The sequence below is a fragment of the Sphingomonas sp. 28-62-20 genome (genome assembly GCF_002281505.1).
Map to the genome: position 1 here is coordinate 362,545 of NZ_NCGH01000002.1, position 25,436 is coordinate 387,980.

At 60.4% G+C, this 25,436-nt stretch carries 20 protein-coding genes and 1 pseudogene; 2 read left to right on the forward strand and 19 right to left on the reverse strand.

Annotated elements, in window-relative coordinates; translation table 11 throughout:
- Positions 1-84 precede the first annotated feature (84 nt).
- The 6 genes from B7Y43_RS03200 to B7Y43_RS03225 all read right to left on the reverse strand — a co-directional run bounded on the left by B7Y43_RS03200 (position 85) and on the right by B7Y43_RS03225 (position 9,698).
- Positions 85-261, reverse strand: a complete 177-nt coding sequence (locus B7Y43_RS03200; protein ID WP_374130156.1) for a tryptophan 7-halogenase — start codon at positions 259-261, stop codon at positions 85-87.
- Positions 254-1,150, reverse strand: coding sequence for an alpha/beta hydrolase (locus B7Y43_RS03205; RefSeq protein WP_374130157.1), 897 nt, complete (start codon positions 1,148-1,150; stop codon positions 254-256). Before B7Y43_RS03205 ends, B7Y43_RS03200 begins: the two co-directional genes overlap by 8 nt.
- Positions 1,147-3,195, reverse strand: coding sequence for a glycoside hydrolase family 97 protein (locus B7Y43_RS03210; RefSeq protein ID WP_374130158.1), 2,049 nt, complete (start codon positions 3,193-3,195; stop codon positions 1,147-1,149). The genes B7Y43_RS03205 and B7Y43_RS03210 overlap by 4 nt, the downstream gene beginning before the upstream one ends.
- Positions 3,192-4,802, reverse strand: a complete 1,611-nt coding sequence (locus tag B7Y43_RS03215) for an alpha-amylase family glycosyl hydrolase (protein WP_374130159.1) — start codon at positions 4,800-4,802, stop codon at positions 3,192-3,194. The genes B7Y43_RS03210 and B7Y43_RS03215 overlap by 4 nt, the downstream gene beginning before the upstream one ends.
- Positions 4,803-4,819: 17 nt before the next feature.
- The gene (locus B7Y43_RS03220) at positions 4,820-6,664 is read right to left on the reverse strand and encodes an alpha-amylase family glycosyl hydrolase (protein ID WP_374130160.1); all 1,845 of its coding nucleotides are present in this window, start codon (positions 6,662-6,664) and stop codon (positions 4,820-4,822) included.
- 166 nt (positions 6,665-6,830) lie between these two features.
- Entirely contained in the window at positions 6,831-9,698 is a 2,868-nt protein-coding gene (locus B7Y43_RS03225; protein WP_374130161.1) for a TonB-dependent receptor, read from the reverse strand.
- A 225-nt stretch (positions 9,699-9,923) separates the two neighbouring features.
- Between B7Y43_RS03225 and B7Y43_RS03230 the strand changes: the two genes are divergently transcribed.
- A complete protein-coding gene (locus B7Y43_RS03230; RefSeq protein WP_374130162.1) occupies positions 9,924-10,952 on the forward strand; it encodes a LacI family DNA-binding transcriptional regulator in 1,029 nt (342 codons plus the stop codon).
- 134 nt (positions 10,953-11,086) lie between these two features.
- The gene (locus B7Y43_RS03235; protein ID WP_374130163.1) at positions 11,087-12,586 is read left to right on the forward strand and encodes an MFS transporter; all 1,500 of its coding nucleotides are present in this window, start codon (positions 11,087-11,089) and stop codon (positions 12,584-12,586) included.
- 27 nt (positions 12,587-12,613) lie between these two features.
- On the opposite strand, the gene B7Y43_RS03240 is transcribed toward B7Y43_RS03235, so the two are convergent.
- From B7Y43_RS03240 to B7Y43_RS03300, 13 genes and pseudogenes are all read right to left on the reverse strand, one after another.
- Positions 12,614-13,720, reverse strand: a complete 1,107-nt coding sequence (locus B7Y43_RS03240; RefSeq protein ID WP_374130164.1) for an S-(hydroxymethyl)glutathione dehydrogenase/class III alcohol dehydrogenase — start codon at positions 13,718-13,720, stop codon at positions 12,614-12,616.
- A 990-nt stretch (positions 13,721-14,710) separates the two neighbouring features.
- A complete protein-coding gene (locus B7Y43_RS03245; protein ID WP_374130165.1) occupies positions 14,711-14,932 on the reverse strand; it encodes a hypothetical protein in 222 nt (73 codons plus the stop codon).
- 463 nt (positions 14,933-15,395) lie between these two features.
- Positions 15,396-15,656 carry a hypothetical protein gene (locus B7Y43_RS03250; protein WP_374130166.1) on the reverse strand — a complete coding sequence of 87 codons (261 nt, stop codon included), beginning with the start codon at positions 15,654-15,656 and terminating at the stop codon, positions 15,396-15,398.
- Complete coding sequence (locus tag B7Y43_RS03255) at positions 15,646-16,689, reverse strand: chemotaxis protein CheB (protein WP_374130167.1); 1,044 nt, start codon at positions 16,687-16,689, stop codon at positions 15,646-15,648. Before B7Y43_RS03255 ends, B7Y43_RS03250 begins: the two co-directional genes overlap by 11 nt.
- A 30-nt stretch (positions 16,690-16,719) precedes the next feature.
- Positions 16,720-17,157, reverse strand: coding sequence for a chemotaxis protein CheW (locus tag B7Y43_RS03260; RefSeq protein WP_374130168.1), 438 nt, complete (start codon positions 17,155-17,157; stop codon positions 16,720-16,722).
- A 20-nt stretch (positions 17,158-17,177) separates the two neighbouring features.
- The gene (locus B7Y43_RS03265; RefSeq protein ID WP_374130169.1) at positions 17,178-17,558 is read right to left on the reverse strand and encodes a response regulator; all 381 of its coding nucleotides are present in this window, start codon (positions 17,556-17,558) and stop codon (positions 17,178-17,180) included.
- Between the two features lie 16 nt (positions 17,559-17,574).
- Entirely contained in the window at positions 17,575-18,126 is a 552-nt protein-coding gene (locus B7Y43_RS03270; RefSeq protein ID WP_374130170.1) for a chemotaxis protein CheD, read from the reverse strand.
- Positions 18,126-19,166, reverse strand: coding sequence for a chemotaxis response regulator protein-glutamate methylesterase (locus B7Y43_RS03275; protein WP_374130171.1), 1,041 nt, complete (start codon positions 19,164-19,166; stop codon positions 18,126-18,128). The genes B7Y43_RS03270 and B7Y43_RS03275 overlap by 1 nt, the downstream gene beginning before the upstream one ends.
- Complete coding sequence (locus B7Y43_RS03280) at positions 19,163-20,032, reverse strand: protein-glutamate O-methyltransferase CheR (protein WP_374130172.1); 870 nt, start codon at positions 20,030-20,032, stop codon at positions 19,163-19,165. Before B7Y43_RS03280 ends, B7Y43_RS03275 begins: the two co-directional genes overlap by 4 nt.
- On the reverse strand, positions 20,029-22,113 hold the full coding sequence (locus tag B7Y43_RS03285; protein WP_374130173.1) for a chemotaxis protein CheA: 2,085 nt from the start codon (positions 22,111-22,113) through the stop codon (positions 20,029-20,031). Before B7Y43_RS03285 ends, B7Y43_RS03280 begins: the two co-directional genes overlap by 4 nt.
- The gene (locus B7Y43_RS03290) at positions 22,110-22,373 is read right to left on the reverse strand and encodes an STAS domain-containing protein (RefSeq protein ID WP_374130174.1); all 264 of its coding nucleotides are present in this window, start codon (positions 22,371-22,373) and stop codon (positions 22,110-22,112) included. The genes B7Y43_RS03285 and B7Y43_RS03290 overlap by 4 nt, the downstream gene beginning before the upstream one ends.
- A 30-nt stretch (positions 22,374-22,403) precedes the next feature.
- The gene (locus B7Y43_RS03295) at positions 22,404-24,233 is read right to left on the reverse strand and encodes a methyl-accepting chemotaxis protein (protein WP_374130175.1); all 1,830 of its coding nucleotides are present in this window, start codon (positions 24,231-24,233) and stop codon (positions 22,404-22,406) included.
- 528 nt (positions 24,234-24,761) lie between these two features.
- Positions 24,762-25,436, reverse strand: a pseudogene (locus B7Y43_RS03300) (DDE-type integrase/transposase/recombinase); the annotation flags it as partial.

Consider the following 25,436-nt stretch of genomic DNA (forward strand, 5'->3'; position numbering starts at 1 on the left):
AATCACCGCCATCCGGTCGCCACCTGATACGGCTTGCATCCGGCTATCATCGGGGAAAGTCCCATAGCCCGCAAGCAAGCAATGTCATGAGATTGCCGAATAATAGCCGCCAATACTGCCAATGTCGGGGGATTCAACGACGGTGATCTGCGCGAAGCGATTGCCCTTTACCTTGCCCCAGCCATGGGCGAACAGATTGGCGGCTATCCAGCCCGCCGTACCGCCGCCCAGAATGACGATGCGGAACCGCGCTTTAGTCATTCACATGGCGGCCCAGCAGCCAGCGGAAAATCTCATCGAGCCGGGCGTTCCAGGCGTTTTCTTCATGCGCGGTGCCGGGGTAGCTGCGCGTTTCAAAATCGCGCTGCGGCTGCCAGCCAACATTGATGAGCGCTGCATCGATCTTTGTCTGCCACGCGCCATAATATTGGTCGAGCGTCTGGTCGCCGTGATCGAACCAGATGTGGCGGCCAGCCGGCGGGCCGAGCCGCTCGGTCAGATACCGGGTCCATGCAGCAGTGATCTCCGCCCGGTTTTCGTCCGCCTTGATCGGATCGATCCCAAATATCTGCGGATATTCGGCAATGGCATAAAGCGAGATTAGTCCGCCCATGCTCGAACCGACAATGGCCGTATGATCCCGGTCACGCTTGGTGCGATACCGCTGGTCGATCATTGGTTTGAGCTCGGCGGTTAGAAACTTCAAATAGGCATCCGAACGGATTGGCCCTTTCAGGAAGTCCTGGCCCTCGCCGCGCACTTTGGGAGACAGCGATTCAAAGACGCGCTGTGGCATATAGGTCCGTGGGCGATCCAGGCCGTGGCTGTAAATGCCGACGATGATGACCGGATCGATCGCCTTGTCGGCGACAAGCCGCATCACCGATTTGTCGGCCGCCCAGATTTTGTTGAAATTGGACTTTTCCAGGAAGAACAGATTCTCGGCATCGTGCATATAGACGACGCCATAGCGCTGCTTGCCACGCGCGTAGCCGGGCGGGAGCCAGATCGTGACGTGCGCAGCGCCAATATTGGCAGATCCGAATTTGGGCAGATCGACAAAGCTGCCCTCATTGGTGGGCGTTGCCGCCTGCGCACCGCCCATACCGAGCAGCACCGCGCCGATAAGGGCCACCAGCTTCATGATCATTGGCCCTTACCCTTCGCAACAAAGCGGATCGCCTGCCCGCCGCCCGGTGCCAGCGCTAGCGTCAGCGTGTCGCCCTGCTTTACCTTGCGCGTCTCGATCACGATCGAATGGCGCTTGTCGGTGGCATAAGTGGCATCGTCGCCGTCGCGATAGATTTGCGCGGTGTAGGTTTTGCCCGGATCGAGGAAATCGAGCTTCACGTCGAGCTTGCGGGCATCTTCATCGCCGACTGCGCCCAGGAACCAGTCATCGCTGCCGCGTGGGCGGCGGACGATCGTTGCATAATCACCGACTTCGCCGTTCAGCATGCGGGTATCGACCCAGTCGGTAGGCACATCCTTGATGAACTGGAAGGCGGCTGGGTATTTCGCATAGTTTTCCGGCGTATCGGCAGCCATCACCACGGGTGAATAGAGCACGACATAGAGCGCCAGCTGCTTGGCGATGGTCGACAGGATCGGGCTGTCGTCGCTGCCCGTCAGGCTGAGCACGCCGGGGGTGAAATCCATCGGCCCTTCGAGCATGCGGGTGAAGATCAGGTTCGCCTCATGATCGGGCGGATTCTTGGCACTCCAGGCGTTATATTCCATGCCGCGCGATCCCTCTCGCGCCACCCAATTGGGATAGGTGCGGTGCAGGCCAGTGCCCTTGATCGGTTCATGGCTGTCGAACGCGACATGATATTTGGCAGCGGCAAGGGCCACGCGGATGAAGTGGTTCGACATCCACTGGCCTTCATGCCACTCGCGCAATTTGGTGCCATCGGCGTCGACGCGTTCGATCTGCGCGGCATCGGTGACATAGCCGGTCTTCACGACCATCTCGCCATGATCAGCGGCGAATTTGAACGCCTTGTCGAACTGGTCTTCATAATGGCTGGCAGCACCGCCCGTTTCGTGGTGGCCGATCAAGCGGACGCCCTTTTTCTTGCCATAGGCGGCAAGCATATTGGCGTCGAAATCGGCGGTCGGCTGGGCAAAGTCCATGTCGTTGCCATTGCCGAACCAGTCACCGTCCCAGCCGACATTCCAGCCCTCGACCAGCACGTCATGGATGCCGCTGGCGGCGGCAAAATCGATATATTTCTTGACGTTCTCATTGGTGGCACCGTGCTTGGGTCCGCGCGCCCAGGACCAGTTGCCCTTGATCATGTTCCACCATACGCCAGCGAATTTGCCCGGCTTGAACCAGCTCATATCGCCCAATTTGTTGGGCTCGTTCAGGTTGAGCATCAGATGGCTCATATACAGGCCCGCCGCATTATCGGCGATGATCAGCGTGCGCCACGGCGTGAACCAGGCGCCGGTCTTGGTCACCTTGGGCTTGCCCGCGCCGGGCGTCAGCGTCGCCCGCAGCGTCGTGCCCTCTCCGCGCGACACCGCCATGCCCGAATAATCGACCAAAGCCGCTTCATGGAGCGCGACATGCGTGCCGTCCGCAAGCTTGATCGTCACTGGCGTATCCGCCGTCCCAACCGCCGACAGCGGCGTCTTGTTGTAGAGATACTCCTCGCGGTTCCACAGAAAGGCGGGCTTCCACCACGCCGTCCCGTCCTGCGCGAAGGCGAATTCGGTCAACTCATCGGCGATATTGGCTTGCTTCAGATTGGGTTGATCAGGAAATTCATAGCGAAAGCCGACGCCGTCATCATATAGCCGGAACACGACATCCATCTGGCGCATCAGCCCGCTTGATTCCTGAAAGCGCACGCGCAGTTCACGGAAATGATTGCGGATCGACTGCCATTCGCCCCAGGGCTGGGTCCAATTGCCGTCCTCGTCACGCGCCGACTGGCTGACGAATTTCAGCCCGCGCTCAATCTTGCGCGCATCGGTGAACAGGAAACCGAGCCGCGACGGGGTGATGATCGGCTTGCCGTTGCGCTTCACTTCATACAGCACGCGGCCGTCGCCATCGACATCGACCGAGACCGCCACGACATTGCCCGGCGAGGCGAGCCCGGCGACCGGTTCGGCATAAGCGGGGATTGCCGCCACCAGCGCCATCGCGGCGCCAATCCGACCGACCATTGTGATCGCGTTCATTGATCGATCGTCCTTGCTACATAGCCGGAAAAGCGGCCCAGCGCCCAATCATCAACCGTCCCGACCTGCGCAACGATCTGCCAGCGAGCGGGCTCGGCCGGTGCCCAGCGAACTGGCTTTTCGCCCAGATTGAAAACACACAGCATCGTCTCACCGGCCACTGACCGGTCAAACACCAGCATCTGGTCCGATGCCTCAATGACGCGCATCGCGCCGAGCAGCAGCGCGTCGCTGTCGTTGCGCAACGCCACAAGCGTCCGGGTGAAGGCCAGCATCGATTCCGGATCGCCGTCCTGCGCGCTTATCGTCAGTGCGGCATGGTCATCGCCCAGCGGCAACCACGGCTTGCCCGACGAAAAGCCCAAACCCGGCGAGACAGCGCACCACGGCAATGGCGTCCGCGCGCCATCGCGATTCAGCGTCAGCGGCCAATTGGCGATCGCCTCCGGGTCCTTCAGGTCATCGAAGCCGATTTCGACCTGGCTGAGGCCCAGTTCCTCGCCCTGGTAAATGAAGACATCGCCGCGCAGGCTCAGCAGCAACAGCATCGTCAGCCGCGCATAGCCGTCGCGATCCTCCGGCGCAGCCCAACGCGATACAGCGCGCGGCGCATCATGGTTGGAGAACGCCCAGCTTGGCCAGCCAAGCCCTGGCTGGTCCGGCCAGCGCTCGGTCGCTTCGCGCACCAGCCCAGGTGTCAGTTGCCGGGCGTAGAGAAAATCAAAACCATAGGCGCTGTCAAAATGGCGACCATCGGCAGTGAACGCCTTCATTTCATGATCGTTATCAGCGCCGCCGATTTCCGCCACGGTGAAACGATTGCCATAACTGTCGAGCAGGGCACGAATGCGCGCGATAAAGCGCGGAATATCGGCATGCGATTGATTGTGGACGTGCAACTGGAAATCAAAAGGCCGCGTGCGTGGGGTGTTGCTGGGCGGCGCGGGTGGATTATCCGTCAGCGCCGGATCATGCATTGAAAAATTGATCGCATCCATCCGGAAGCCATCAACACCCCGATCAAGCCAGAAGCGCGCCGTCGCGAGCAAGGCGTCCTGCACATCCGGGTTATGGACGTTGAGCTGCGGCTGGCTGCTGAGGAAATTATGCATGTAATATTGGCCACGCCGCGCGTCCCAGGTCCAGGCTGGACCGCCGAACACCGATTGCCAGTTGCTCGGCGGCGAGCCATCCGGCTTGGCATCCGCCCAAACATACCAATCCGCTTTGGCATTGGCACGATCGGCGCGGCTTTCCTGAAACCATCCATGTGCATCGCTGGTGTGCGAATAGACCTGATCGATGATGATCTTCAGCCCTAACGCATGGCCGCGTTCAATCAGGGCGTCGAAATCATCGAGCGTCCCAAAGATTGGATCGACATCGCAATAATCGGACACATCATAACCGAAATCAGCCATTGGCGACGGGAAGAAGGGCGACAGCCACACTGCATCAACGCCCAATGACGCGACATGATCTAGCCGCGCGGTAATGCCGGGCAAATCCCCAATACCATCGCCATTCGAATCCGCGAAACTGCGCGGATAGATTTGATAGATCGTCGCGCCACGCCACCATTCACGCGTGAGACGGGGTCGATCCATATGGGCAAGCTGTTGGTTCATTTTGATTTTTCTGCAGCACAAACGATGAAATCAAGCGCTGGGACGCTGACACCAACACTGCCAGGCGCAGACGCGCGCGGCGCGCATTGGCCATAAAGCGCAGTGAAGTTCAGCGACCCGTTCGCGACCTCGACATTGGCATTAATCGGCGCCGTCGAGCTATTGAACGCGATCAGCAATTCCTGCCCCGAAACCGGATCGAAGCGCGACACCGCCAACAGGCCGGGCTTTTCGCTGGCGGCACGGGCGAGCGTACGCCCCTCCCGCAGCGCGGGCTGGCTTGAGCGCAGGCGCGCGAGTTTGGCGATGAAGGCGAACAACGGGTGGTCCCGATCGAAATTGGAGTCCGCGGTGGTCTTCGACGTGCCAAGCAGCTGGTTGTCATTATAAATAGCTACCGCTGATGGAAACATGTCTTCGCGCGCATCCTGGTCGCCACCATCGCCGACAAAGCCCTGCTCGTCACCCGAATAGACCGTCGGCACGCCGCGCAGCGTCAGCAGCATGGCATGGCCCAGCTTGACCCGCGCCAGTTGCTCTGCACGATCAGCTTTTGGGCTAAGCTGCCGGACAAAGGTCGCGAACCGTCCGGCATCGTGATTGCCCAAGAAGGTCGGCAGTGTCTGCGCCGCATCGGCGCCTCCGTCGTAAAGCGCATCGTCATCGAACAGGCGCGCGATCTCCGATGTGCCTGCCTGCCCCGCGACAATATCAACCACCGCCCGCGCAAAGGCGAAATCGAGAACGGCGGGCAATTTGTCGACGCGGGTGTGCCGCGCGAGCAGCGCCGGATCGACATCGCCGGTCGCCACCTCCCCGAAGATGTGGAAGTGCGGGATACCCTTCGCCGTGGCGCGTGCCAGCATCGCAGGGACGAAGGCCTGCCAGAATTCGGGATTGACGTGCTTGGCGGTGTCGATGCGAAAACCATCGACACCAAATCGGTCGATCCAGCCGCCGAAGATATCAATCATACCCGCCACCACACGCGGATGTTCGGTCGCAATATCGTCGAGCCCGGAGAAATCGCCGTAGGTGACGCTCTCGCCGGTCCAGACCGAATCACCACGATTGTGATACAGTGTCATGTCATTGAGCCAATCAGGCGTCTTCGCTTGCTCCTCACCCTTTGGAAGATAGGGCGTGTAAGCAAAGCTCGGGTCGGTCAGCTTGGCAAAATTCTCCGGCGTCTGGACAGAGTCACTGGCGAACGCCGGATTGATAGCGGCCCCATTCAGCCCGCCGCGCCGCTGAAAGGGATAGTCGGCCTTGGCGCGATAGGCGCAATTCTGGTCAGGCACACATTCGCGGTATTTGATTACATCCGCGGTGTGATTGACGATGATGTCCATATAGACCTTCATGCCGCGCGAATGTGCCGCATCGACCAGCGCCTTGAAATCGGCATTGGTGCCCAGATGCGGATCAACCTGGGTGAAGTCGGTGATCCAATAACCGTGATAACCCGCCGATTCCTGCCCCGGCGCGCCCTGTACGGGCTTATTCTTGAAGATCGGCCCCACCCAGATCGCGGTCGCGCCCAGCGCCTGGATATAATCGAGCCGCTTGGTGACCCCTTTCAGGTCGCCGCCGTGATAGAAACCCTTGGCGGTCGGATCATAGCCAGTGACCAGCCGATCACCCTTCAGCCCACCCCTGTCATTGGACGTGTCACCATTTTCGAAGCGATCGGGCAGCAGGAAATAGATGATTTCGTCTTGCGGAAGGCGATCGCGATACGATGGTGCGGGTGCGGGTGCGGGTGCCGGGCTCTGCTGCGCGAATGCCGGCAGGGTGAGCGCTGGTTGCAGCAGCAGCGCGAGCACAGTCGCGCCGACCATCGGCAAGAAACCAAGAGTTTTGCCTAGGCGGCGGCTCGGACGGAAGCGGTTTCCCATAGTCCTACCTTTTCAGCCTTGTCTGGCCGACGCAACGACCGGCACGCATATATCAGCATCGCCGCCGGTGCACAGCGTGAGCGTGCACCGACGGCGATCCTGTCTTTGATCAGAATGAGAAACTTCCGCCGATATAGAATGTCCGGCCGAAATTCTGGATCGTGCCCGTTTGCGCGGTTTGCCCGAAAAAGGTGCGCGTCGGTTCGTCGGACAGGTTATTTGCCTGGGCAAGCAGTTTCAGGCCCGACAGGAAGCTGTTCTTGGGGAACTGGTAAGAGATCTGAGCGTCGAAGATGGTCTCTGGCGTGCTCGTCAGGATCAGTTCGCTAATACCGATCTGCGGGCTCACGAAGCCAGAGCGATGCCGCGCACTGCCGCGGATACCAAAGCCGTTCTTTTCGTAGAACACGATCGGGTTGAAGACATGGCTGGACAGGCCGGGCAGCGGCAGGTTGATCGGTTGGCCGCTGGTCGAGCTCGGGAAGTTCAGATCGCTGTCGCTATAAGCATAATTGAGCTGAACGCCGAGGCCATCAAACGGTGCCGGCAGTTCGACGAAGCTCTTGGTGAACTGCACTTCGATACCGTAAACATAGCCACCGCTGCCGTTAATCGGCGACGAGAAGCTGCCGATCGGATTGCCGGGCACCTGCTGGCCGAGCGAATTGATGAATGGCGGCGGGGTCACGCCGTTGGCGGGGAAGTTAAACTGGGGGATCGTCCCGTTAATAATGTACGATCCCAGCCCCTTATAAAAGGCGCCCACCGCGAACACACCGCTGTTGCCGAAATAATGTTCGTAGCTGAAATCGACCTGATTGGCGCGGAATGGAGCGAGTTGCGGATTGCCGCCGCCGCCGCTGGTATTGCCATCCGCACCGGTGTTCACGCTGATCGATGCGCGCAGTTCCTGGAAGCGGGGGCGCGAAATCTGCTTGCTGTAGCTGACACGGACCAGATCCGTCGGGCTAAGCTCAAGGATGGCGTTTACGGAAGGCAGGAAGTCAGTGAAATTGTCGCCGCGCGTTACAAACCGGCGATTTTCGCGCGCGGGTGGCGGCGTGGCGGGGTTATCCCTCAGCAACGGATCAGCAAAAAACACCGTCGAACTCTGATCGGTATTGATCACCCGAAGGCCGAAATTACCGCGAAAGTTCAACCCGCCAAGGACCGTGGCGAAATCAACCTGACCATAGCCGGCATAGGTGGTCTCATCGATCCGGAAGCTCTGATCGAGTGTGAAATCGAACGCGATCTGATCGGTTGGCTGGCGCGATCCGAACGAATTGCCGAACGCCAGATTGAAGGCGCCGTTGATATCGACAACGCCGAAATTGGGAAGCCCCGCAGCGGCATAGGCACCGCGGAATCCGCTGATCGTCACCAGACTGGCGGGCACTTCGCGCGGTGAACCAGGAATGCCAAAGGTATTGAAGGACGTCACCGTGCGGTCGCCGCGCCGATCAGCATAGCGAAAGCCAAAGCGCAATTTGTCGAAGACGCTCGATTCGTCCAACGACACGACAAGGTCGGTTGCCACGGTGAACAGCCGATCCCGATCGCCCTGCGGCACCAGAAACTGGCCATCGAGCAGGAACCCGCCGCCTGCAGCCGTCAGATCGGTAAAGTTGGTGCTGATCTGGTTGATCGTCGGCAGCCGCGTACCGTTCAGTCGGTAATCGACGATAATTGGTCCGACACCGTCCGTGCGCTGCAGGCCGGTTGACGTCGCGCTATAGGGGCGCAGGTTGATGCCGGCATTGTTGAAATCGCTCGAGCCGCTCGAATAGGCGACATCGACCGCAAGGGTGACGCGGTCAGTAAAGTCATAAGCGAAATTGCCGCCGATCGTGTAAAGTTCGTCGCGCCGACTTTCGTCCTGGTTAACCAACTCGGTGCCAACCGCACCACCGGTCTGGTTAATGAAGCGACCGCCGACCAGTGCATCGTTGACGATGACTGGGTTGAGGATCTGATTCCCGCCGCTCTGGGTGTTAAAGACCCGGAAACCCCGACGGTTCACGTCTGAATTAAAGCGCGAATAATAGCCGTCGATCAGCACGTGGACCCGATCACTTGGTTCCCACTGGACGACGGCAATGCCGGCATCGCGGGTTTCCTGGCCGCCAAACTGAATGCCTTCGAACCCAAAATTGCGGGATTCGGGCCTGCCGTTGCCGTTCAAATCGACCGACGGCGAGCCATTAGTGCCAGGCACCGGAAAATCGAACTGGACGAAGCGGGTGGCAACGTTGGGCTGATACAGCCGCGAATAGCCGAGCGCCAAGCCAAGCGTATCGTTGAGCAGCTTGGTCTGGATGGAGCCAGACACGCGATAGCCAAATTCGGACACGTCGGTGTTTTGGCCAGCGCGGTCATTATACAGGCCGCGGACGTTGAATGACCCCTTCACATCGGTGGTGATGTCAAGCGGGCGAACCGTCTTAAGCTCCACCTTACCGGCGATACCGCCCTCAATATGGCTGGCGAGCGGCGATTTGTAGACAGCGGCCTGGTTGATCAGTTCTGACGGATATTGATCGAATTCGATCACGCGGTTGCCGCTGGTCGCCACCTGTTCACGCCCATTGAGCGTTGCCGACACGAGATCCTGCGAAAGGCCGCGAATGTTGATCGCACTCGCCTGACCGCCGGTGCGTTGCGACGTAACGCCGGGCAGACGCGCGAGCGATTCGGCGATCGATACGTCGGGCAGGCCCGCAATATCGTCGGCAGTCACCACATCGACGATGAAATCCGAACGACGCTTGGCATCGATCGAACTCTGCACGCTCTTGCGGAAGCCGTTTACGACAATGTCGGTGGAGTCGGACGCTACGGTGTCATTTTCCGTCGGCGCGGATTGCGCCATTGCGGTGCCGGTGCCGACGACGAACATCAAGCCCATTGCGAGCGCAGCGCGACTAACGCCTACTGCCAGGCGCTGCTGAGAATTACGGTTGCCAGAAAAAATCATCGGTCCCCTCCCTGTCTTGCCCGCCCACGACTTAAGCATGGGTCGAGCGATTGGCGAACCTCGCAACCAATGCGGGTTCTATTGTGGGAATAGATTGCGCTACTGGCATGGAAAGCCAACAACAACACATACGTATTCACGGCGCCCTTTCCCCAAGCGATCGAGGCGGCTAGGCTGACGCCAGAAGAGAAGAGCATCGCCAGGAGAGGGCTTCCTGCCCCGCCAATGAAGGAAAGACCGACATCATTCGACATCGCCGCATTGGCCGGGGTGTCCCAGCCGACCGTGTCGCGGGCGTTGAGCGGGAGTCCGTCGGTCAGCGAGGCGACGCGCAAGCGCATTGAAGCGATTGCGCGCCAGCTCAACTATACCGTCGACAAGAATGCGTCGGGGCTGCGGCGGCGGCATTCAAAGACGATTGCGCTGCTGTTCTTTGAAGACCCGACACCCGATCAATCGCTGATCAACCCCTTCTTCCTGTCGATGCTGGGATCATTGACACGAACTTGCTCGCTCCGGGGCTATGATCTGCTCACCTCGTTTCAGCAAATGTCGAACGATTGGCATGTCGATTATGAAGACAGCCACAAGGCCGATGGGATCATCCTCCTGGGCTATGGTGATTATGAGCTGTATCGCAGCCGACTTGCCGCGCTGATCGAGCAAGGCACGCATTTTGTACGCTGGGGATCAGTGCAGCCAGGTGAGCCCGGGATCACCATTGGCGGTGACAATTTTGCCGGCGGCAGCGACGCTGGTGCGCATCTGATCGACGGCGGGCGGCGGCGGATTGCCTTTATTGGCCAGGCATCAAGCCATTATCCCGAATTCCATGATCGCTATCGCGGTGCCTGCGCGGCGCAGGCAGCGGCCGGGATCGCTGCCGATCCCCTGCTGCAGGTCGATGCGCTCAATACGCAACAGGCGGGCTATGACGCGGTGATGACGCTGAAGGCGCGGGGGAACCCATTCGACGCCATTTTTGCCGCCAGCGATACGCTCGCGATTGGCGCGCTAAGGGCGCTGGAAGAGCTCGGCATCGCCGTGCCGCGCGATGTGGCGGTGATTGGTTTTGACGACATCCCTGCCGCCGGCCTCACCCACCCGCCGCTGACCACGGTTGCGCAAAATTATCTGCTGGCCGGCGAACAATTGGTCGACACCTTGCTGCGCCTGATCCGCGGCGAGCCCACCGAAAGCGCTACCCTGCCCGTCCGCCTGGTCGTCCGTCGATCGAGCGGGGCGAGCGGCTAACACCGAACGACCGGTTTGATCTGGCGGGGTTCCCGCAGCATTGGCATCGCCTTGCAAACATGCGCGAAGATTGGCGATTGCCGCCACCAAATCCCGCTGCCACCCTCGCGCGCGAGAGCAAAACGGGGAGAGCGATGACTAATCGGCCGCGCCAATCGCCCATCGGGCTGTGGAATATTTCGTTCGGGTTCTTCGGCATTCAGGTGGCGTTTGGGCTGCAAAATGCCAATGTCAGCCGCATCTTCCAATCGCTCGGCAGCGATGTCGATAGTCTGGCGCTTTTGTGGATCGCCGGGCCCGTCACCGGCCTGCTCGTGCAGCCGCTAATCGGCCATTTCAGTGATCGTACCTGGGGCAGACTCGGCCGCCGCCGCCCCTATTTCCTCGCTGGGGCCGTACTGGCGGCGGTGGCGCTGGTCATCATGCCCAATGCCGGCCTGCTCGTCGCCGCAGCCATCTTGCTCTGGATGCTCGATGCATCGCTCAACGTTTCGATGGAGCCGTTTCGCGCCTTTGTCGGTGACATGGTTGGCCCGTCACAGCGCACGGCGGGCTATGCCTTTCAAACCGCGTTTATCGGCGCGGGCGCTGTACTTGGCTCACTCGCGCCAGCCCTGCTTTCAGCAATGGGGGTTGCCAATACAGCCCCCGTCGGCAGCATCCCTCCATCTGTCGTCTATTCCTTTTACATTGGCGCATTCGCAATTCTTTCCAGTGTGTTGTGGACGGTTGTTACCACCCGCGAATACCCCCCCGAACAACTCCGCAGCTTTGAAGATTTTAGAGACAGCGACCATGGTGAGGCTCCCCCGATCGCGCCGACCCGCGGCTTGCGCTGGGTAGTGGCCGGGCTGGTGACCTTGGCGCTGGTTTTAGTGCTGAAGCTGGAGCGTGATCTTTATGTGCTGGGCGGCGCGTTACTTGCCTTTGGCGCGGCGCAACTTGTAGCGCAAGCGCTGGTGGGCGCTGGCAAGACCAAGGGCGCGCTCGTTCATATCATGAGTGATCTGGCGCAAATGCCTGAACAGATGAAGAAACTGGCGCTCGCCCAGTTCTTCTCCTGGCTGGCGTTGTTCATCATGTGGATCTACACCACGCCGGTCGTCACCCAATATGTGTTTGGATCGACTGATACCGCGACCAAAGCCTATAATGCCGGGGCTGATTGGGTCGGGATCCTGTTTTCCATCTATAACGGCGTCGCGGCGATCGCGGCGTTCCTGCTGCCGCCGCTGGCCAAGCGGCTTGGCGCGGCGCGCACCCATGCGCTTTGCCTGCTGATTGGCGGGTTGAGCTATGCGTTCATCGTCTTCATCCGCGACGCCAATATGCTCATCATCCCGATGATCGGCATCGGCATTGTCTGGGCATCAATCCTGACCATGCCTTATGTGATCCTGGCGGGCGTGCTGCCGCCGCGCAAGCTTGGCATTTACATGGGGATTTTCAATTTTTTCATCGTCTTGCCGCAACTGATGGTGGCCACAATCATGGGCGGAGCGATGCGCGCCTTTTTCCCCGGCCAGCCAATCTGGACGATGGTTGTCGCTGCCTGTGTGATGGCCATCGCAGCACTTGCCATGCTGCGGATCGATGATGGATCGGCAAAGGCCGGGGAGGCAGTGACGGGCTAGCGCCAAAGACTTCCCCGGTCAGCGCAATCAGAACAACACGACCGATCGGATGCTTTCACCGGCATGCATCAGATCAAAGCCCTTGTTGATGTCCTCCAGCTTTAGGACATGCGTGATCATCGGATCGATCTCGATCTTGCCGTTCATATACCAGTCGACGATCTTGGGCACATCAGTGCGGCCCTTGGCGCCACCAAAGGCCGTGCCGCGCCAGTTACGGCCAGTGACGAGCTGGAACGGCCGCGTGCTGATCTCCTTGCCCGCCTCAGCCACACCGATGATGATCGAGGTACCCCAGCCGCGATGGCAGCATTCGAGCGCCTGGCGCATCACCGTGGTATTACCGGTGCAATCAAAGCTGTAATCCGCGCCGCCATCGGTCAACGCGACGAGATGCGCGACCAGATCTTCGACATCGCGCGGATTGACGAAATGCGTCATGCCAAAGCGCTTGCCCCATTCCTCGCGCGCGGGATTGATATCGACGCCAATGATCTTGCTCGCCCCGGCCATCCGCGCGCCCTGCAGCACGTTGAGGCCAATCCCGCCCAGCCCGAACACGACGACAGTGTCACCGACCTGCACCTTCGCGGTGTTCACGACAGCGCCCACCCCGGTGGTGACGCCGCAGCCAATATAGCAGCTCGTCTTGAACGGCGCGTCCTCACGGATTTTGGCGACCGCGATTTCGGGCAGGACAGTGAAGTTCGAAAAGGTCGAACAGCCCATATAATGGAAGATCGGCTTGCCCTGATAGGAAAAGCGGGTCGTGCCATCGGGCATCAACCCCTTGCCCTGGGTCGCGCGGATCGCAGTACACAGGTTGGTCTTGCCGCTAAGGCATGATTTACACTGGCGGCACTCGGGGGTGTAAAGCGGAATGACATGATCGCCGGGCTTGACCGAGGTGACGCCTGCACCGACCTCGCGCACAATCCCCGCGCCCTCATGACCAAGCACGGAGGGGAACAGCCCTTCGCTGTCCAACCCGTCCAGCGTATAGGCATCGGTATGGCAGATGCCCGTCGCCATGATCTCGACGAGCACTTCGCCGGCCTTTGGGCCCTCCAGATCAAGCTCGACGATTTCGAGGGGACGCTTCGCTTCAAAAGCGACGGCGGCACGGGTCTTCATTCATCACTTCCTTCACGCCGAATATCGAATGATTCCTCATAGGTCAGGGTCGATACCGCTGGCCAGACCAAAGACATGGGTGGTCGGGCGATGGGGCATTTTCAGCACAAGATAGACCCGTTATTCAGGCCGGTGCGCAAGGCAAGCCGCCCACCGCAGCGAAGCGCGCTGTGCTGGTGGGGTCCATTTTTATAAAGGTCTATCGAACGAGTGGTGGAGCCGTGGGGGATCGAACCCCAGACCTCTGCAATGCCATCGCAGCGATAACTCGAGAAATGGCGCAAATGCCTGCGTTCCAGATAGGCGAAACTGGTGGATGGGGGCGATTTGAAGCAATTTGCGATACCAGTGCGATGCCAGATGGGCTGTCAGCGTTTTTCATCAAGGCGACGCCTGCGGTGCAGACCGACCACTTTTCCTGCCATCAGCGGGATCACCGTTCGCGGCTAGTTGGGTCGCTTTCGCCGCAGCGGACAGGAGGGAATGCCGAAAAGTATCAGCGGGGGCTTTCAGGACACCAATGTGCCGAAGCGGACATTTGTTTTGAGCTCGGCGCCGTGGCAGCTGTCGACCCAGATTTGGTCAATCACGGGCCGCTTACGACTATCTGAAAGCGGCCGATGCAACAAAATGGGTAATTCGTTATGAGGAAAGCTATTCTGATTCAGTGACCTGCATCTCAGGACGGTTTTAGGAGTCGTTGGCTGAACATAAATTCATGTCCTTGCCCATTGCTCCCGCAAGAGAGAAAAGGCTGCTTTGGAGCAGGCGACGCCGCGCTCGGCGGTCATCCTTTGCTTTGGGATCATCTAGCATGAAGTCAGACGCGTGAGAGTGGCGCGCGTGATCCAAGTCCTCGGCAAGCCGAACAACCCCATCAATCGACCGACAAATCTCCTCAGGGAAAAGGAAAACGGACTGAAACAGCACTTGGCGAAGAGAGTTCCTATCTGGCGGAATTTCATGTGATTGCGACGGAAGCATGCTTTCTTATCTTGTCACAGCAGCAGCATAGGTGCGAACGGTTTCATAGAGTTCGAAAAGCCGATCAAAAAGCTTCTCACGCTGAGCTAACAGTGTCAGCTCTGCGACCTTCCTAGAAATCCCAACCTGCCGCCAGCCGATAGCAATTGCCCCAGTGGCAGCGATCAACCCTGTCGTCAGTGTTGCAAATGCTTGCCAGGTAAAGCTGCACCAATCGATTGCGCACATGATGATATTGGGCCCCTTGGTTTGGCTATGTTGTTCTCGGCTTTGGATCGAAAATTTATGTACGCAACCCTAGTGCCTATAATATTGCATCCGGGCTGTCCGCTTGTCGTTGCGCCGATACGAAAGCGAACTGGCAGCAATGTCCCAGAGATCGCCATTTGGCATTGCGCATTGAGTGCAAAATGGGCGGCAGCTTTCGGTGTCCGCTGAAACCACTTTATCATCGAGTGCAGGGCGAATGTTGCCTATTCGAGCCGGTGGATGGCACAGCCACGAATCCGACCGGCAAGTCGGCACCATCCGGCTGATAAGTCGCGCCGAATTCTAGGAGTTCGCTTAATCCCATTATGCAACCGCAGCCGTATCCCGAGCGGCGCCCCATGGCTTGAATTGGTATGCTCTGAACGAGCCGGTCTGCACCGGCGATCGAACGCGCGGGCAAGGGCTAGTGCACGAGCGTCCTTCAATCTACCCGTTCGGCGAATAGCTTTGCTATCCGATCCAATCGGCAATCGACCAGCGCGTCATCGAATTTCTCGGCAACGAGCAATTCTGCCAGCGCCCGCTGACGCTGCCCGATAAGGTCGATCGACTGAAGTGACGTGCCATATGCCGAAACGACCGCCGGATTGGCGCAAAGTTCTGCGCCAATCGCTTCGATATCCATGGCGAGCGCCGCCAGTTCAAAGGCAATGACCTGCAATTGGGCATGATCAGGCAGCAATGCTGACACTCCGTGCCGGGCAAGCTTGCGCCGCCAGCTGGCCAGGTGCGGCCATCGCCGTCACGCCGCGGGCGATTGCTGCTTGTGACATACTAGGGACGAGCGCGGTTGCCGGGTCCTGGACCAGGCACGTGCCCCCGGCCGCCTTGATGGCGGCGATCCCGGCAGCACCATCGCTGCCGTCACCGGAAAGAACAACCCCGATGGATTTTGCCGCGCCGGTTTTTGCAACCGACCCGAACAGCAAGTCAGCCGAAGGACGAACTCCGTTGACCGGATCGCGATCGACGAGCCGCAGGCGCCCACCGGGCCATCGATCGACGACGACGTGGAAACGCGGGTCGATCGCGATGTAAATGACACCCTGTTCAAGCAAATCGCCATCGGCAGCGAGTTTGACCTTGGCCGCTGAAGCTCGCGATAGCCGCGAGGCGAAGGGAACGCCCAGTCCTTCGTCAATTGCCAAGGATACAACCGTTGGCGGACAATTGGCGGGGAACGCAACGAGCATATCGGAAGCGGCTTCGATGGCACCCATGCCGCCAGCCACGACAATGATTTCCCCCTGCCAATCATATTCGCCTACCGCGCCAACGGCGGCGCTGCTAGCTGGCAATTTACGGGCAGCGAGGTTGGTCTTGGCCGCGGTAAGCACGGTCTTACAGAGCTTGCTGGAGATTTTCTCGAACTCGTCAGGCGTTGCGCGTTGCGGTTTGGGGAAACAGTCTACCGCACCCAATTCAATCGCGCGCAGCGAGATATCGGCGCCTTTCTGGGTCAGCGTCGACAGCATCACGACCGGAATCGGCCGCGTTTCCATCAACTCTGCCAGAAAATCGATGCCATTCATGCCGGGCATTTCGACGTCCAACGTCAGGACATCGGGATGCAGCTGGGCGATCATCGCGCGGGCTTCTTCGGCACCGTCAGCCGCACCGACCACCACGATATCCTTGCTGCGTTCAAGCGCGTTGGTGAACAACGCGCGCATGGTGATGGAATCGTCGACGACTAGAACTTTGGTGGCGGCCATTTTGGGGTCTTTCAGCAGGGAGAAGTTTGGCTAAGCGGCTTCGGCGATGTCATTCGCCTGTGTGAGCGATGGCAGGTCGAGAACCATCACCATGCGGTCTTCGATCGAGACCAGTCCTTCGAGGAAGGGGACGACGGCATCGCCGGTCGCTGGCGGCGATTGCAGCGCCTCAGTCGGGAACGTGACGATGTCACTGACCGAATCGACGATGAGTCCGCGAAACTGCCCGGCAATCTGGGTCACGATAATGACGTGGCGCGCCGTCGGCTCGGTCGCACGCCAGCCAAGACGAGCGGCGAGATCGACAACGGGCAGCACGGTGCCGCGCAGATTCACCACGCCGGCGACATAGTGCGGCACGTGCGGCAAGCGCGTGGTTGGCGTCCAGGCGCGGATTTCACGGATGGCCATGATATCGATGCCGAAGGTCTGGGCTTCGACTTCAAAGGTGATGAGCTGGCGCGTCATGATCTTTCCCTGTTATTGGCTCAATGGGTAACCCGCCGCACGGCAGCGGCGAGTTTTTCGGCGTCGAAAGGCTTCACGATCCAGCCGGTCGCGCCCGCATTGCGGGCCCGCGCTTTCTTCTCGTCCGAGGATTCGGTTGAGAGGACGAGGATCGGTCGGTGGGCGTGTGCGCCCCCGGCGCGGACCTGCTCGATCAAGCCATAGCCGTCCATGCGCGGCATGTTGATGTCGGTGATGATGACATCGCAATCGTTGCGGGCGAGCCATTCGAGCGCGGACACGCCGTCATCGGCCTGCTCGACCTCGAACCCCTGGCCAACCAGCGCGTGCCTGAGCAGGCTGCGCATGGTTGCGCTGTCATCGACGGTCAAAACACGTGTTTTGGGATTTGGCGTTGTCATCGTTTCATCCACCTCATCAAAAAAGTTCAACATCGCCGCGCGTTGCCGCGGGGCGTTCTATGGGCTGTGGCGCGACAGCATCGTCGACACGCCGGAAGCGCGCCTGGCCGCGGGCGGGCCGGAAATCGACCCTGCGGGCCTGCGTGCCCCCAAGCGACGAGCGCACCAGCGTGATCCGTTCCTGTTCCAGAAAGCCGACCGCGAATGCCGCATTGGCCGATCCGATCCGCGTCATGCCGCTATGCATGTTCGCGCCGCCGTATAGATGCGCGCGCATCGACAATCGGCTGGCGCCATAGGCCAGCATTTCGTTGATCAGCACTTCCATCAGATAAGCGCCGTAATGTTCATCGACGCCGCGTCCGCCTTTTGGTTCAGCCAGCAGGAAGTGGTTCATCCCGCCGACATTGCTGGTCGGATCGAACAGGCAGCAAGCAATGCAACTGCCGAGAACGGTCGTCAGCTCGACACGCGGGTCGCCGCTGACTCGGGCTTGGCCCTGCATAACGGTCAACCGAACCGGGCGGTGCAGCGCGCTTGTTGGCGCTTCGATAGGGTGGTGCATCATCAGGCAGCTCTCGCCAGCGCATGGTCGGCAATACGGTGGATGGGCGCGATCAGGCCAGCCGCACCAAGGGCGATGGCAGCCTTGGGCATACCGAACACGGTGCAGGTCGCCTCATCTTGCGCAATGGTTGTCGCGCCGGCGTGCGCCATCGCCAACAGCCCCTGCGCCCCGTCCGTCCCCATGCCGGTCAGCAGGATACCAACGGCCTTATCCCCCATGGTTTCGGCGACCGAGCGAAAGAGAACGTCTACGCTCGGGCGATGCCCGGAAACCTTGTCGTCGGCGCGCATCCTGGCACAGGGATTTGTCGCACCACCGCGGACCTGCACATGCCGGTCGTTGCCCGGCGCCAGATAGATATGGCCTGGCTTTAGTGGCAGGTCGGGTTCGGCGATCGTCACTTTGGGGGCGCATTGTTGATCCAACCGACGGGCGACCGCTTCGGCGAAATGGCCATTGATATGCTGAACGATCACGGTCGGCGGACAATCGGCGGGAAAATTCTGGAGCAGCAACTGCAATGCTTCGACCCCGCCGGTTGATGCCCCAACCGCAATCAAGGCCGGACGATGATGGCTGATCAGCGGAGAAACCGCGTGGCGTGGCATTATTGTTACGGGACCGGCGGCCCGATCGCGCAGTTTTGCCTTGGCGGCATTCCTGATCAGCGCTGCGAGCCGCCCGTCATCTGTGATGAGCAATGAACCGATCTTGCCGTCGGGTTTCGCGTAACAATCCACAGCGCCAATTTCGAGGGCGCGGACGGTTGCATCCGCGCCGTCGCGCGTCAGACCAGAAACGACAATCACCGGGGTCGGCTTCAGCCGCATCACCTTGTCGAGAAAATCCAAACCGTTCATGCCCGGCATCTCGATATCCAGCGTCACGACATCGGGGCTTTGCTCCCGCATGATAGTCCGGGCTTCGGCGGCGTCGGCGGCGGCACCGATCACCGTGATATCGGCTTCGCGGCGCAGCAACTCGCCCAGCAGCGCGCGCATGGTTGGTGAATCATCGACGATGAGGACGCGGATCGTCATGCCGCATCCTTTCGATAGATGGTCGGGCCGACCTGCGTCAGCATCTGCGCAGCCGGTCCAGTCACCCGTTCGCTATGCCCGATATACAGATGGCCACCGGGCGCGATCTGACGGGCAAAACGATGCACCAGCCGTTCTTTGGTAGGCTGGTCGAAATAGATCATCACGTTGCGGCAGAAGATCACGTCGAACGGCCGCGCCATCGGCCAGTCACCAAGCAGGTTGAGTGACTTGAATCGCACCAGCGCCCGCGCGTCGTCGACAACCACGGCCTGCCCGTCGCGCTCGCGCATCCAGGCGCGACGCAGCTCTCCCGGCACCGCTTCGAGCGTATCGATGCGATATTGTGCCGCCTCGGCGGTAGCGAGCGCGTGATCAGCAATATCGGTTGCAAGAAGCAGGAAATCGAGCTTCCCCAGCCGTGCGGCAGCCGCGCGATCGGTGCCCAGCATCGTCATCATGATCGACCAGGTTTCTTCGCCGCTGGAACAGCCCGCTGACCAGATCCGTACCGGCTCGCCCGAGCTCGCTCGTTTCAGCAAACCGGGGCGGACATGCGTGCTGAAATGATCGAAATGATGGCCCTCACGAAAGAAGAAAGTATGGTTGGTGGTCAGCGCACAGATCGCCCGGCGCCGTTCGGCATCATCCGCTTCGATCCGTTTCACATAAGCGGCAAAAGTCCCGCAGCCAGTGCTCCGCACCAGCGGTGCCAGTCGCGAATAGACCAGCATCGCCTTGCCCGGCACCAGCACGATTCCCGCCGACTGATGGACGATCTTGCGCACGGCTTCGAAGTCGGCAGGCGCGTAAACGCCCTTGCCGATCCCCGGCAGCTTTTCAAAAGCCTCAGCCAGCGCCGTCATGCGGCTTCCTTTAGTGGAGATGGTTCATTCACCGCCCCTGCGACCACGCCATCGACATCAATGATCAGGGCAACACGACCCGTCCCGAGAATTGTCGCGCCAGCAACGCCCGCCACCGGGCGATAATGGGTATCGAGGCTTTTGATGACGAATTGGCGCTGGTCGCAAATCGTGTCGACGAGCAACGCGGCCTGACCAGCCGCTTCGGTGTCGACGATGATCAAAACCGCCTGGGTCGGATCGGCGATTGCACCGCGCGCGCCAACGGGTCCTTCAAGCGGCAGGATCGGGATAAACCGCCCACGCACGTTGAGCATCGCGCGACCGACGCCGAGATGCTGGACATCGCGCGCGTCGGGGCGAAGACTTTCAACGACATGGGCAAGCGGGACGACCAACGTCTGATCGCCGACCGTAACGATCATTCCGTCCGAAATGGCGAGCGTCAGCGGCAGCGCGAGCGTGAACACCGACCCCTTGCCGGGGTGCGATTCGATCGAGATGCGACCGCCGAGTTCTTTCACATTCTGCCGCACGACATCCATGCCGACGCCGCGCCCCGAAATGTTCGAAAGCGTCTGTGCAGTCGAGAAGCCGGGCGAGAAGATCAGATTGTCGATCTCCTCGTCGCTCATCACCGCATCGGCGGCGATCAGCCCGCGCTCGACCGCCTTGGCATAAACGCGCGGCCGGTCGATGCCCTTGCCATCATCGGCGATGCGAATAACGATCCGGCCCGAACGATGCTCGGCCGACAGCGTCAAGACGCCTTCTGGCGGCTTGCCGGCGGCGATCCGATCGGCGCTGGGTTCGATGCCGTGATCAACGGCATTGCGGATCAGGTGGGTGAGCGGCTCGCTGAGCCGCTCGATCACGGTCTTATCAAGCTCGGTTGCTTCGCCCGCCAGCTCCAGCCGCACCTTCTTGCCGGTCGATGCCTCAAGTTCGCGCAAGATCCGGGGGACGCGGCTGAACACCGATCCGATCGGCTGCGCCCGGATCGACATGGCGCTTTCCTGGATGTCGCGCGTGAGCCCGTCGAGCATCGCCAGTTCCTCGATCCCGCCAAGATTGTGGCCAGTCAGGCGCTGCGTCATCATCGCCTGCGCGATCACCAGTTCACCCACAGCGTCGATCAGGCGATCGAGCTTGGCGAGGTCGATGCGGATCGATTGTCCGGTCGCTGGTGCGGTGGTGGTGGCTTCAACTATCGTTGGGGTTGGCGCGACTATAGGTTGAACCGGAACGGCAACTTGTGGGGTGATCGGCGCGTGCGCGATATCCGTTACTGGTTGTGCAATGGTAACAAGGGCCGCTTCTTCTTCGTCCACCCGCGCGATCGTCAAACCGCAACTATCGCCCACGAAATCGAAGATATCTTCGATCGCGGTGCGTTCGACGGTGCCGGGCAGCGTCACGGTCCAGCGGAGATAGCCTTCACTAGGATCGAACGCATCGAGATCAGGCAACGCTCGATCGTCGATTGTCACGCGGGCGTCGCCTAGCGCGCAGAGCTCGCGCAGCAGCAGTAAAGGCTCACCACCATTCGCCAAGGCACCAGCATGCGGGTGAACGGTGATGATCCAGTCTGCGTTGGCCGAAATATCGGCCGCAATGTCGCCGAGCATGGCATCAAGGTCGAAGGCGAATTCATCTTCAGCAGATGTCCCCGCAGCATTGGCTTCGTCTGTCTCTGCCGCCAGAACGCCCGCTTGAGCGGCCGCCAGTTGGGCCAGCAGGGCCGCATCATCCGGGGCGGCGGCGCCATCCCGAACGGCCCCGACATGATCGCCCAGCATGTCGAGCGCTCGCAGCATCAACCCGACTAAAGGGTCGCTAACCGTTACCGTTCCGTCGCGAACATCGGACAGCAACGTCTCAAAGCCATGTGTATAGGCCTGGAGCGCGCCAAAGCCGAACGCGCCTGCACCGCCCTTGATCGAATGCACCGCGCGAAAGATCGCGTTGATCGTCTCCTCGTCAGCTTGGCCTTCGCGGCACCGATCGAGCGCCGTTTCAGCGGCGGCGAGCGCCTCGTCGCATTCAATGAAGAAGATCGCCTGGATTTCTTCATTGGTCATCGGACAATTCCATTGTCGAGCAGGTATTCGGCACCGATCATCGCCAGCGTTGCGCCCATGGCGTCGGAAGCCGATATCGTCAGCGCCGTTTGGAGCCTGGATGACATCTTGCGTGCGCTGAGCAGCAGTTGCAGCATGGACTGGCCGAATTGGACCACGGCGCTCCCGTCGATGACGACATCGCCGGCGGCCACGGCTTCCAGCAATTGGGGAAGCAGATCACCTGCTGCCTGCCGATCGCATCGCGCGGGCAAGATCAAAGTCGAGGGTGCCATTGCGCCGAATCCCGCTTAGAATTCAGACCAGTCTTCATCACCATCGCTGGATTTCAGGGCGAGATTACCCGAAACCATTGGCGCGCGCGCTTTTCGCTTGGTCGCCAGTCGCGTCGGGGCTGCAACGCGACGTGCCGGCGCCTCCCCTCCCAGTTTGAAGCGCGCGACGACGTCGGCAAGCGCCTCTGCCTCGCTTGCCAGGCTACGCGCCGCAGCAGTCGATTCCTCGACCATGGCGGCATTTTGCTGGGTCATCTTGTCCATTTCGCCGACCGCGCCATTGACCTGTTGCAGGTTGGTCGCCTGCGTCTCGGCAGAATCGGCGATCGTTGTAATCATTGCGCTGATCGAGCCGACGCGCGTCACGATCCGGTCGAGCAGCGTGCCCGTTTCCCCGACCAATGCCACGCCGGCACCGTCCTGTTCGGCTGATGTTGTAATCAGGCCCTTAATATCCTTGGCTGCGTCGGCCGATCGCTGCGCGAGCGCACGAACCTCGTTCGCGACGACGGCAAACCCCTTGCCCGCGTCGCCGGCGCGCGCCGCCTCGACACCGGCGTTTAGTGCCAGCAGATTGGTCTGGAAGGCGATGCCATCGATCACATTGATGATCTGGGTGATCTCGTTCGCCGATTTCTCGATCGCCCCCATCGCGCCGACCGCGCGTTTGACAACGGCACCACCTTCGCTTGCTTCGCGGTGCGCCTCATCGATCGAACGATTGACGTCCGCAGCTCCGCGCGCGGTTTCGCGCACCATCGATGTTACCTGATTCATGGCCGCTGCCGTTTCTTCCAGGCTTGCTGCCTGCTGCTCGGTGCGAAGGGCCAGATCATCGGAAGCCGCCCGGATTTCCGAGGCGCCGCTATGGACGCTCGACGCGGTATCAGAAACGCTCGACATGATCTCGCCGAGGCCGCTGATGGACTGGTTGAACCCGGTCCGCAGGCTTTCATATTCGGGCGAAAGCGATGTTTCGATCCGATAGGTCATGTCACCGGCGGCAAGCGCATCCATCGCCCGTGCCAGTTCTTCGACAACAACGCGCTGCTTTGCCTCATTGTCAGCCTGCGCGCGCGATGCACCGCGGAACACCTCGAAGGCGGCGGCCATGGTGCCGATCTCGTCATGGCGACCCGCGCCCGGCACCGCGACGTCAAAGTCACCCGCTGCCATGCGCTGCATCGCTTCTGCCGTGGCGGCAAGTGGCGTGAGGGCTCGGCTGATCACATACCAGAGCCCAGCGATCAAAAGTCCGGCGACGATCAGCCCAATCCCGACCAACCATCCGATCGTGGCGGCAAGAGCGGCATTGCTTGTTTCGACCAGTTTAGACTGGAACGCGATTGACGACGCGACGAGCGCATCGATTTTGCGACGATGATCGGCATAGACATCGGTCAGGCGGGCATAGCTGGCCCGCGTTGCCGCTCCGTCCTGACGCTCGATTGCGGGCACCAGCCCGTTGTCGAATTCGTCCCAGAATTTCTTGGCGGAAGCCCCCGACTGATTCAGCAATGCGTCTTTCAGCGCGGGATTAAGATCGGCGTTCTGCCAATAGGTGTACCGATCATCGAACTGCTTGTGCAGTTCGGCCATGCGCGCCTTGCGGCTCGTCAGCGACGAAGGATCGTTCACCAGCAATGTTGCTTCGAGATACGGCTCAATGACATATTCGGGCGGCGGCAGGATGTCGGCAACCAGGTCGCTGACCTGCTGGTTCTTCAGCTGAATGGGGCCGCCAAAGCGGATCTGATTGATTTCCATCGACGCAACGACACCGGCCAGGGCCATCGCCCCCAGGATAAGCCCGCCGCCAATTTTCCCATTCCGCTTAATGCTCATTGTTGCCCGCCTCGTTTCAATGCAGATCGCTTGGGCGAGGTAGTTTTACGGGGTTAACGAGACGTTTTTATATTGGCCGGTTTGGCGCGGAAATCCGCCGTTCTTGCCCCGAAATAACCCTCGTCAGCTTTGGCGAAGGCAGCGTCGCCCGTTGGTGCTGGAGTTTTTTCGGTTCGATTGCAATTACATCACAACGGGCTGGGCGATTGTGGGATCGCATCGCATTCGGCACCAAGTGGGAAAATCGCCATACCCATTTTGAGTAGATCGAAAAGCTCAGAACCACAATTCTTCGAATTTTCCTCTAGCGCACGGGAGCCTTGATGTCGGTCATCCGCGCCGGTGGATGGCACAGCCCCGGACGCTACCGGCAAGTCGGCACCATCCGGGTGGTAAGGCGTGCCGATCCCTAGGACATCCAGCATTTCCATTATGCAATCGCAGCCGTATCCCGAGCGGCATCCCACGGATTGAATCGGCAGGCTCTGATCGAGCCGGTCTGCACCGGCGATCTGAACCGCACCGGGATCACCGGAGGCCGTTTGCTTTAAGTGACGCGGCCATGGGGACGTCGTCCAGCATGGCATAGTATCGTTGTTCGCCTTCTGCTGGCGGGATGTTGCCGATCGGCTCCAGCAATCGGCGGTGGTTGAACCAATCGACCCATTCGAGCGTGGCGAACTCGACGGCCTCGAAGTTGCGCCATGGTCCCCGCCGGTGGATCACCTCGGCCCCTTCGGCGAGGCGTTCGGTGTATTTTATGGACACATATTGCGATCCACGATCGCTGTGATGAACCAGGCCGCCACGATGCACTGGTCGGCGATCGTGCAGCGCCTGCTCGAGTGCATCCAGCACGAAGCTGGCATGTGCTGTACGGCTGACGCGCCAGCCCACGATATAGCGGGCGTACACGTCGATCACGAACGCGACATAGAGCGCAGGCGGCGGCAATGCCGGGGGCATTGCCCAAAGCCGAGGCCCGCCCCAGAGCCTGCCCCGGCGCAGGCCGGGGTCGAGACATAGGTGAAGTCCGCGACCCACAGCCGGTTCGGCGCTGGCGCGTGGAACTGGCGGTTGACGTGATCCAGCGGACAGGGCGCAGCTTTATCGCTGATCGTCGTGCGCACCGGCTTGCCACGGATCACCCCTGCCAAGCCCATATCGCGCATCAATCGCTCAACGGTGCAGCGGGCTATAGCG

Excerpts from the sequence above, each read along its gene's own strand:
- B7Y43_RS03200 (WP_374130156.1), bottom strand. The coding sequence starts at position 261 with ATGACTAAAGCGCGGTTCCGCATCGTCATTCTGGGCGGCGGTACGGCG.
- B7Y43_RS03205 (WP_374130157.1), bottom strand. The coding sequence starts at position 1,150 with ATGATCATGAAGCTGGTGGCCCTTATCGGCGCGGTGCTGCTCGGTATG.
- B7Y43_RS03210 (WP_374130158.1), bottom strand. The coding sequence starts at position 3,195 with ATGAACGCGATCACAATGGTCGGTCGGATTGGCGCCGCGATGGCGCTG.
- B7Y43_RS03215 (WP_374130159.1), bottom strand. The coding sequence starts at position 4,802 with ATGGATCGACCCCGTCTCACGCGTGAATGGTGGCGTGGCGCGACGATC.
- B7Y43_RS03220 (WP_374130160.1), bottom strand. The coding sequence starts at position 6,664 with ATGGTCGGCGCGACTGTGCTCGCGCTGCTGCTGCAACCAGCGCTCACC.
- B7Y43_RS03225 (WP_374130161.1), bottom strand. The coding sequence starts at position 9,698 with ATGATTTTTTCTGGCAACCGTAATTCTCAGCAGCGCCTGGCAGTAGGC.
- B7Y43_RS03230 (WP_374130162.1), top strand. The coding sequence starts at position 9,924 with ATGAAGGAAAGACCGACATCATTCGACATCGCCGCATTGGCCGGGGTG.
- B7Y43_RS03235 (WP_374130163.1), top strand. The coding sequence starts at position 11,087 with ATGACTAATCGGCCGCGCCAATCGCCCATCGGGCTGTGGAATATTTCG.
- B7Y43_RS03240 (WP_374130164.1), bottom strand. The coding sequence starts at position 13,720 with ATGAAGACCCGTGCCGCCGTCGCTTTTGAAGCGAAGCGTCCCCTCGAA.
- B7Y43_RS03245 (WP_374130165.1), bottom strand. The coding sequence starts at position 14,932 with ATGTGCGCAATCGATTGGTGCAGCTTTACCTGGCAAGCATTTGCAACA.
- B7Y43_RS03255 (WP_374130167.1), bottom strand. The coding sequence starts at position 16,689 with ATGGCCGCCACCAAAGTTCTAGTCGTCGACGATTCCATCACCATGCGC.
- B7Y43_RS03260 (WP_374130168.1), bottom strand. The coding sequence starts at position 17,157 with ATGACGCGCCAGCTCATCACCTTTGAAGTCGAAGCCCAGACCTTCGGC.
- B7Y43_RS03265 (WP_374130169.1), bottom strand. The coding sequence starts at position 17,558 with ATGACAACGCCAAATCCCAAAACACGTGTTTTGACCGTCGATGACAGC.
- B7Y43_RS03270 (WP_374130170.1), bottom strand. The coding sequence starts at position 18,126 with ATGATGCACCACCCTATCGAAGCGCCAACAAGCGCGCTGCACCGCCCG.
- B7Y43_RS03275 (WP_374130171.1), bottom strand. The coding sequence starts at position 19,166 with ATGACGATCCGCGTCCTCATCGTCGATGATTCACCAACCATGCGCGCG.
- B7Y43_RS03280 (WP_374130172.1), bottom strand. The coding sequence starts at position 20,032 with ATGACGGCGCTGGCTGAGGCTTTTGAAAAGCTGCCGGGGATCGGCAAG.
- B7Y43_RS03285 (WP_374130173.1), bottom strand. The coding sequence starts at position 22,113 with ATGACCAATGAAGAAATCCAGGCGATCTTCTTCATTGAATGCGACGAG.
- B7Y43_RS03295 (WP_374130175.1), bottom strand. The coding sequence starts at position 24,233 with ATGAGCATTAAGCGGAATGGGAAAATTGGCGGCGGGCTTATCCTGGGG.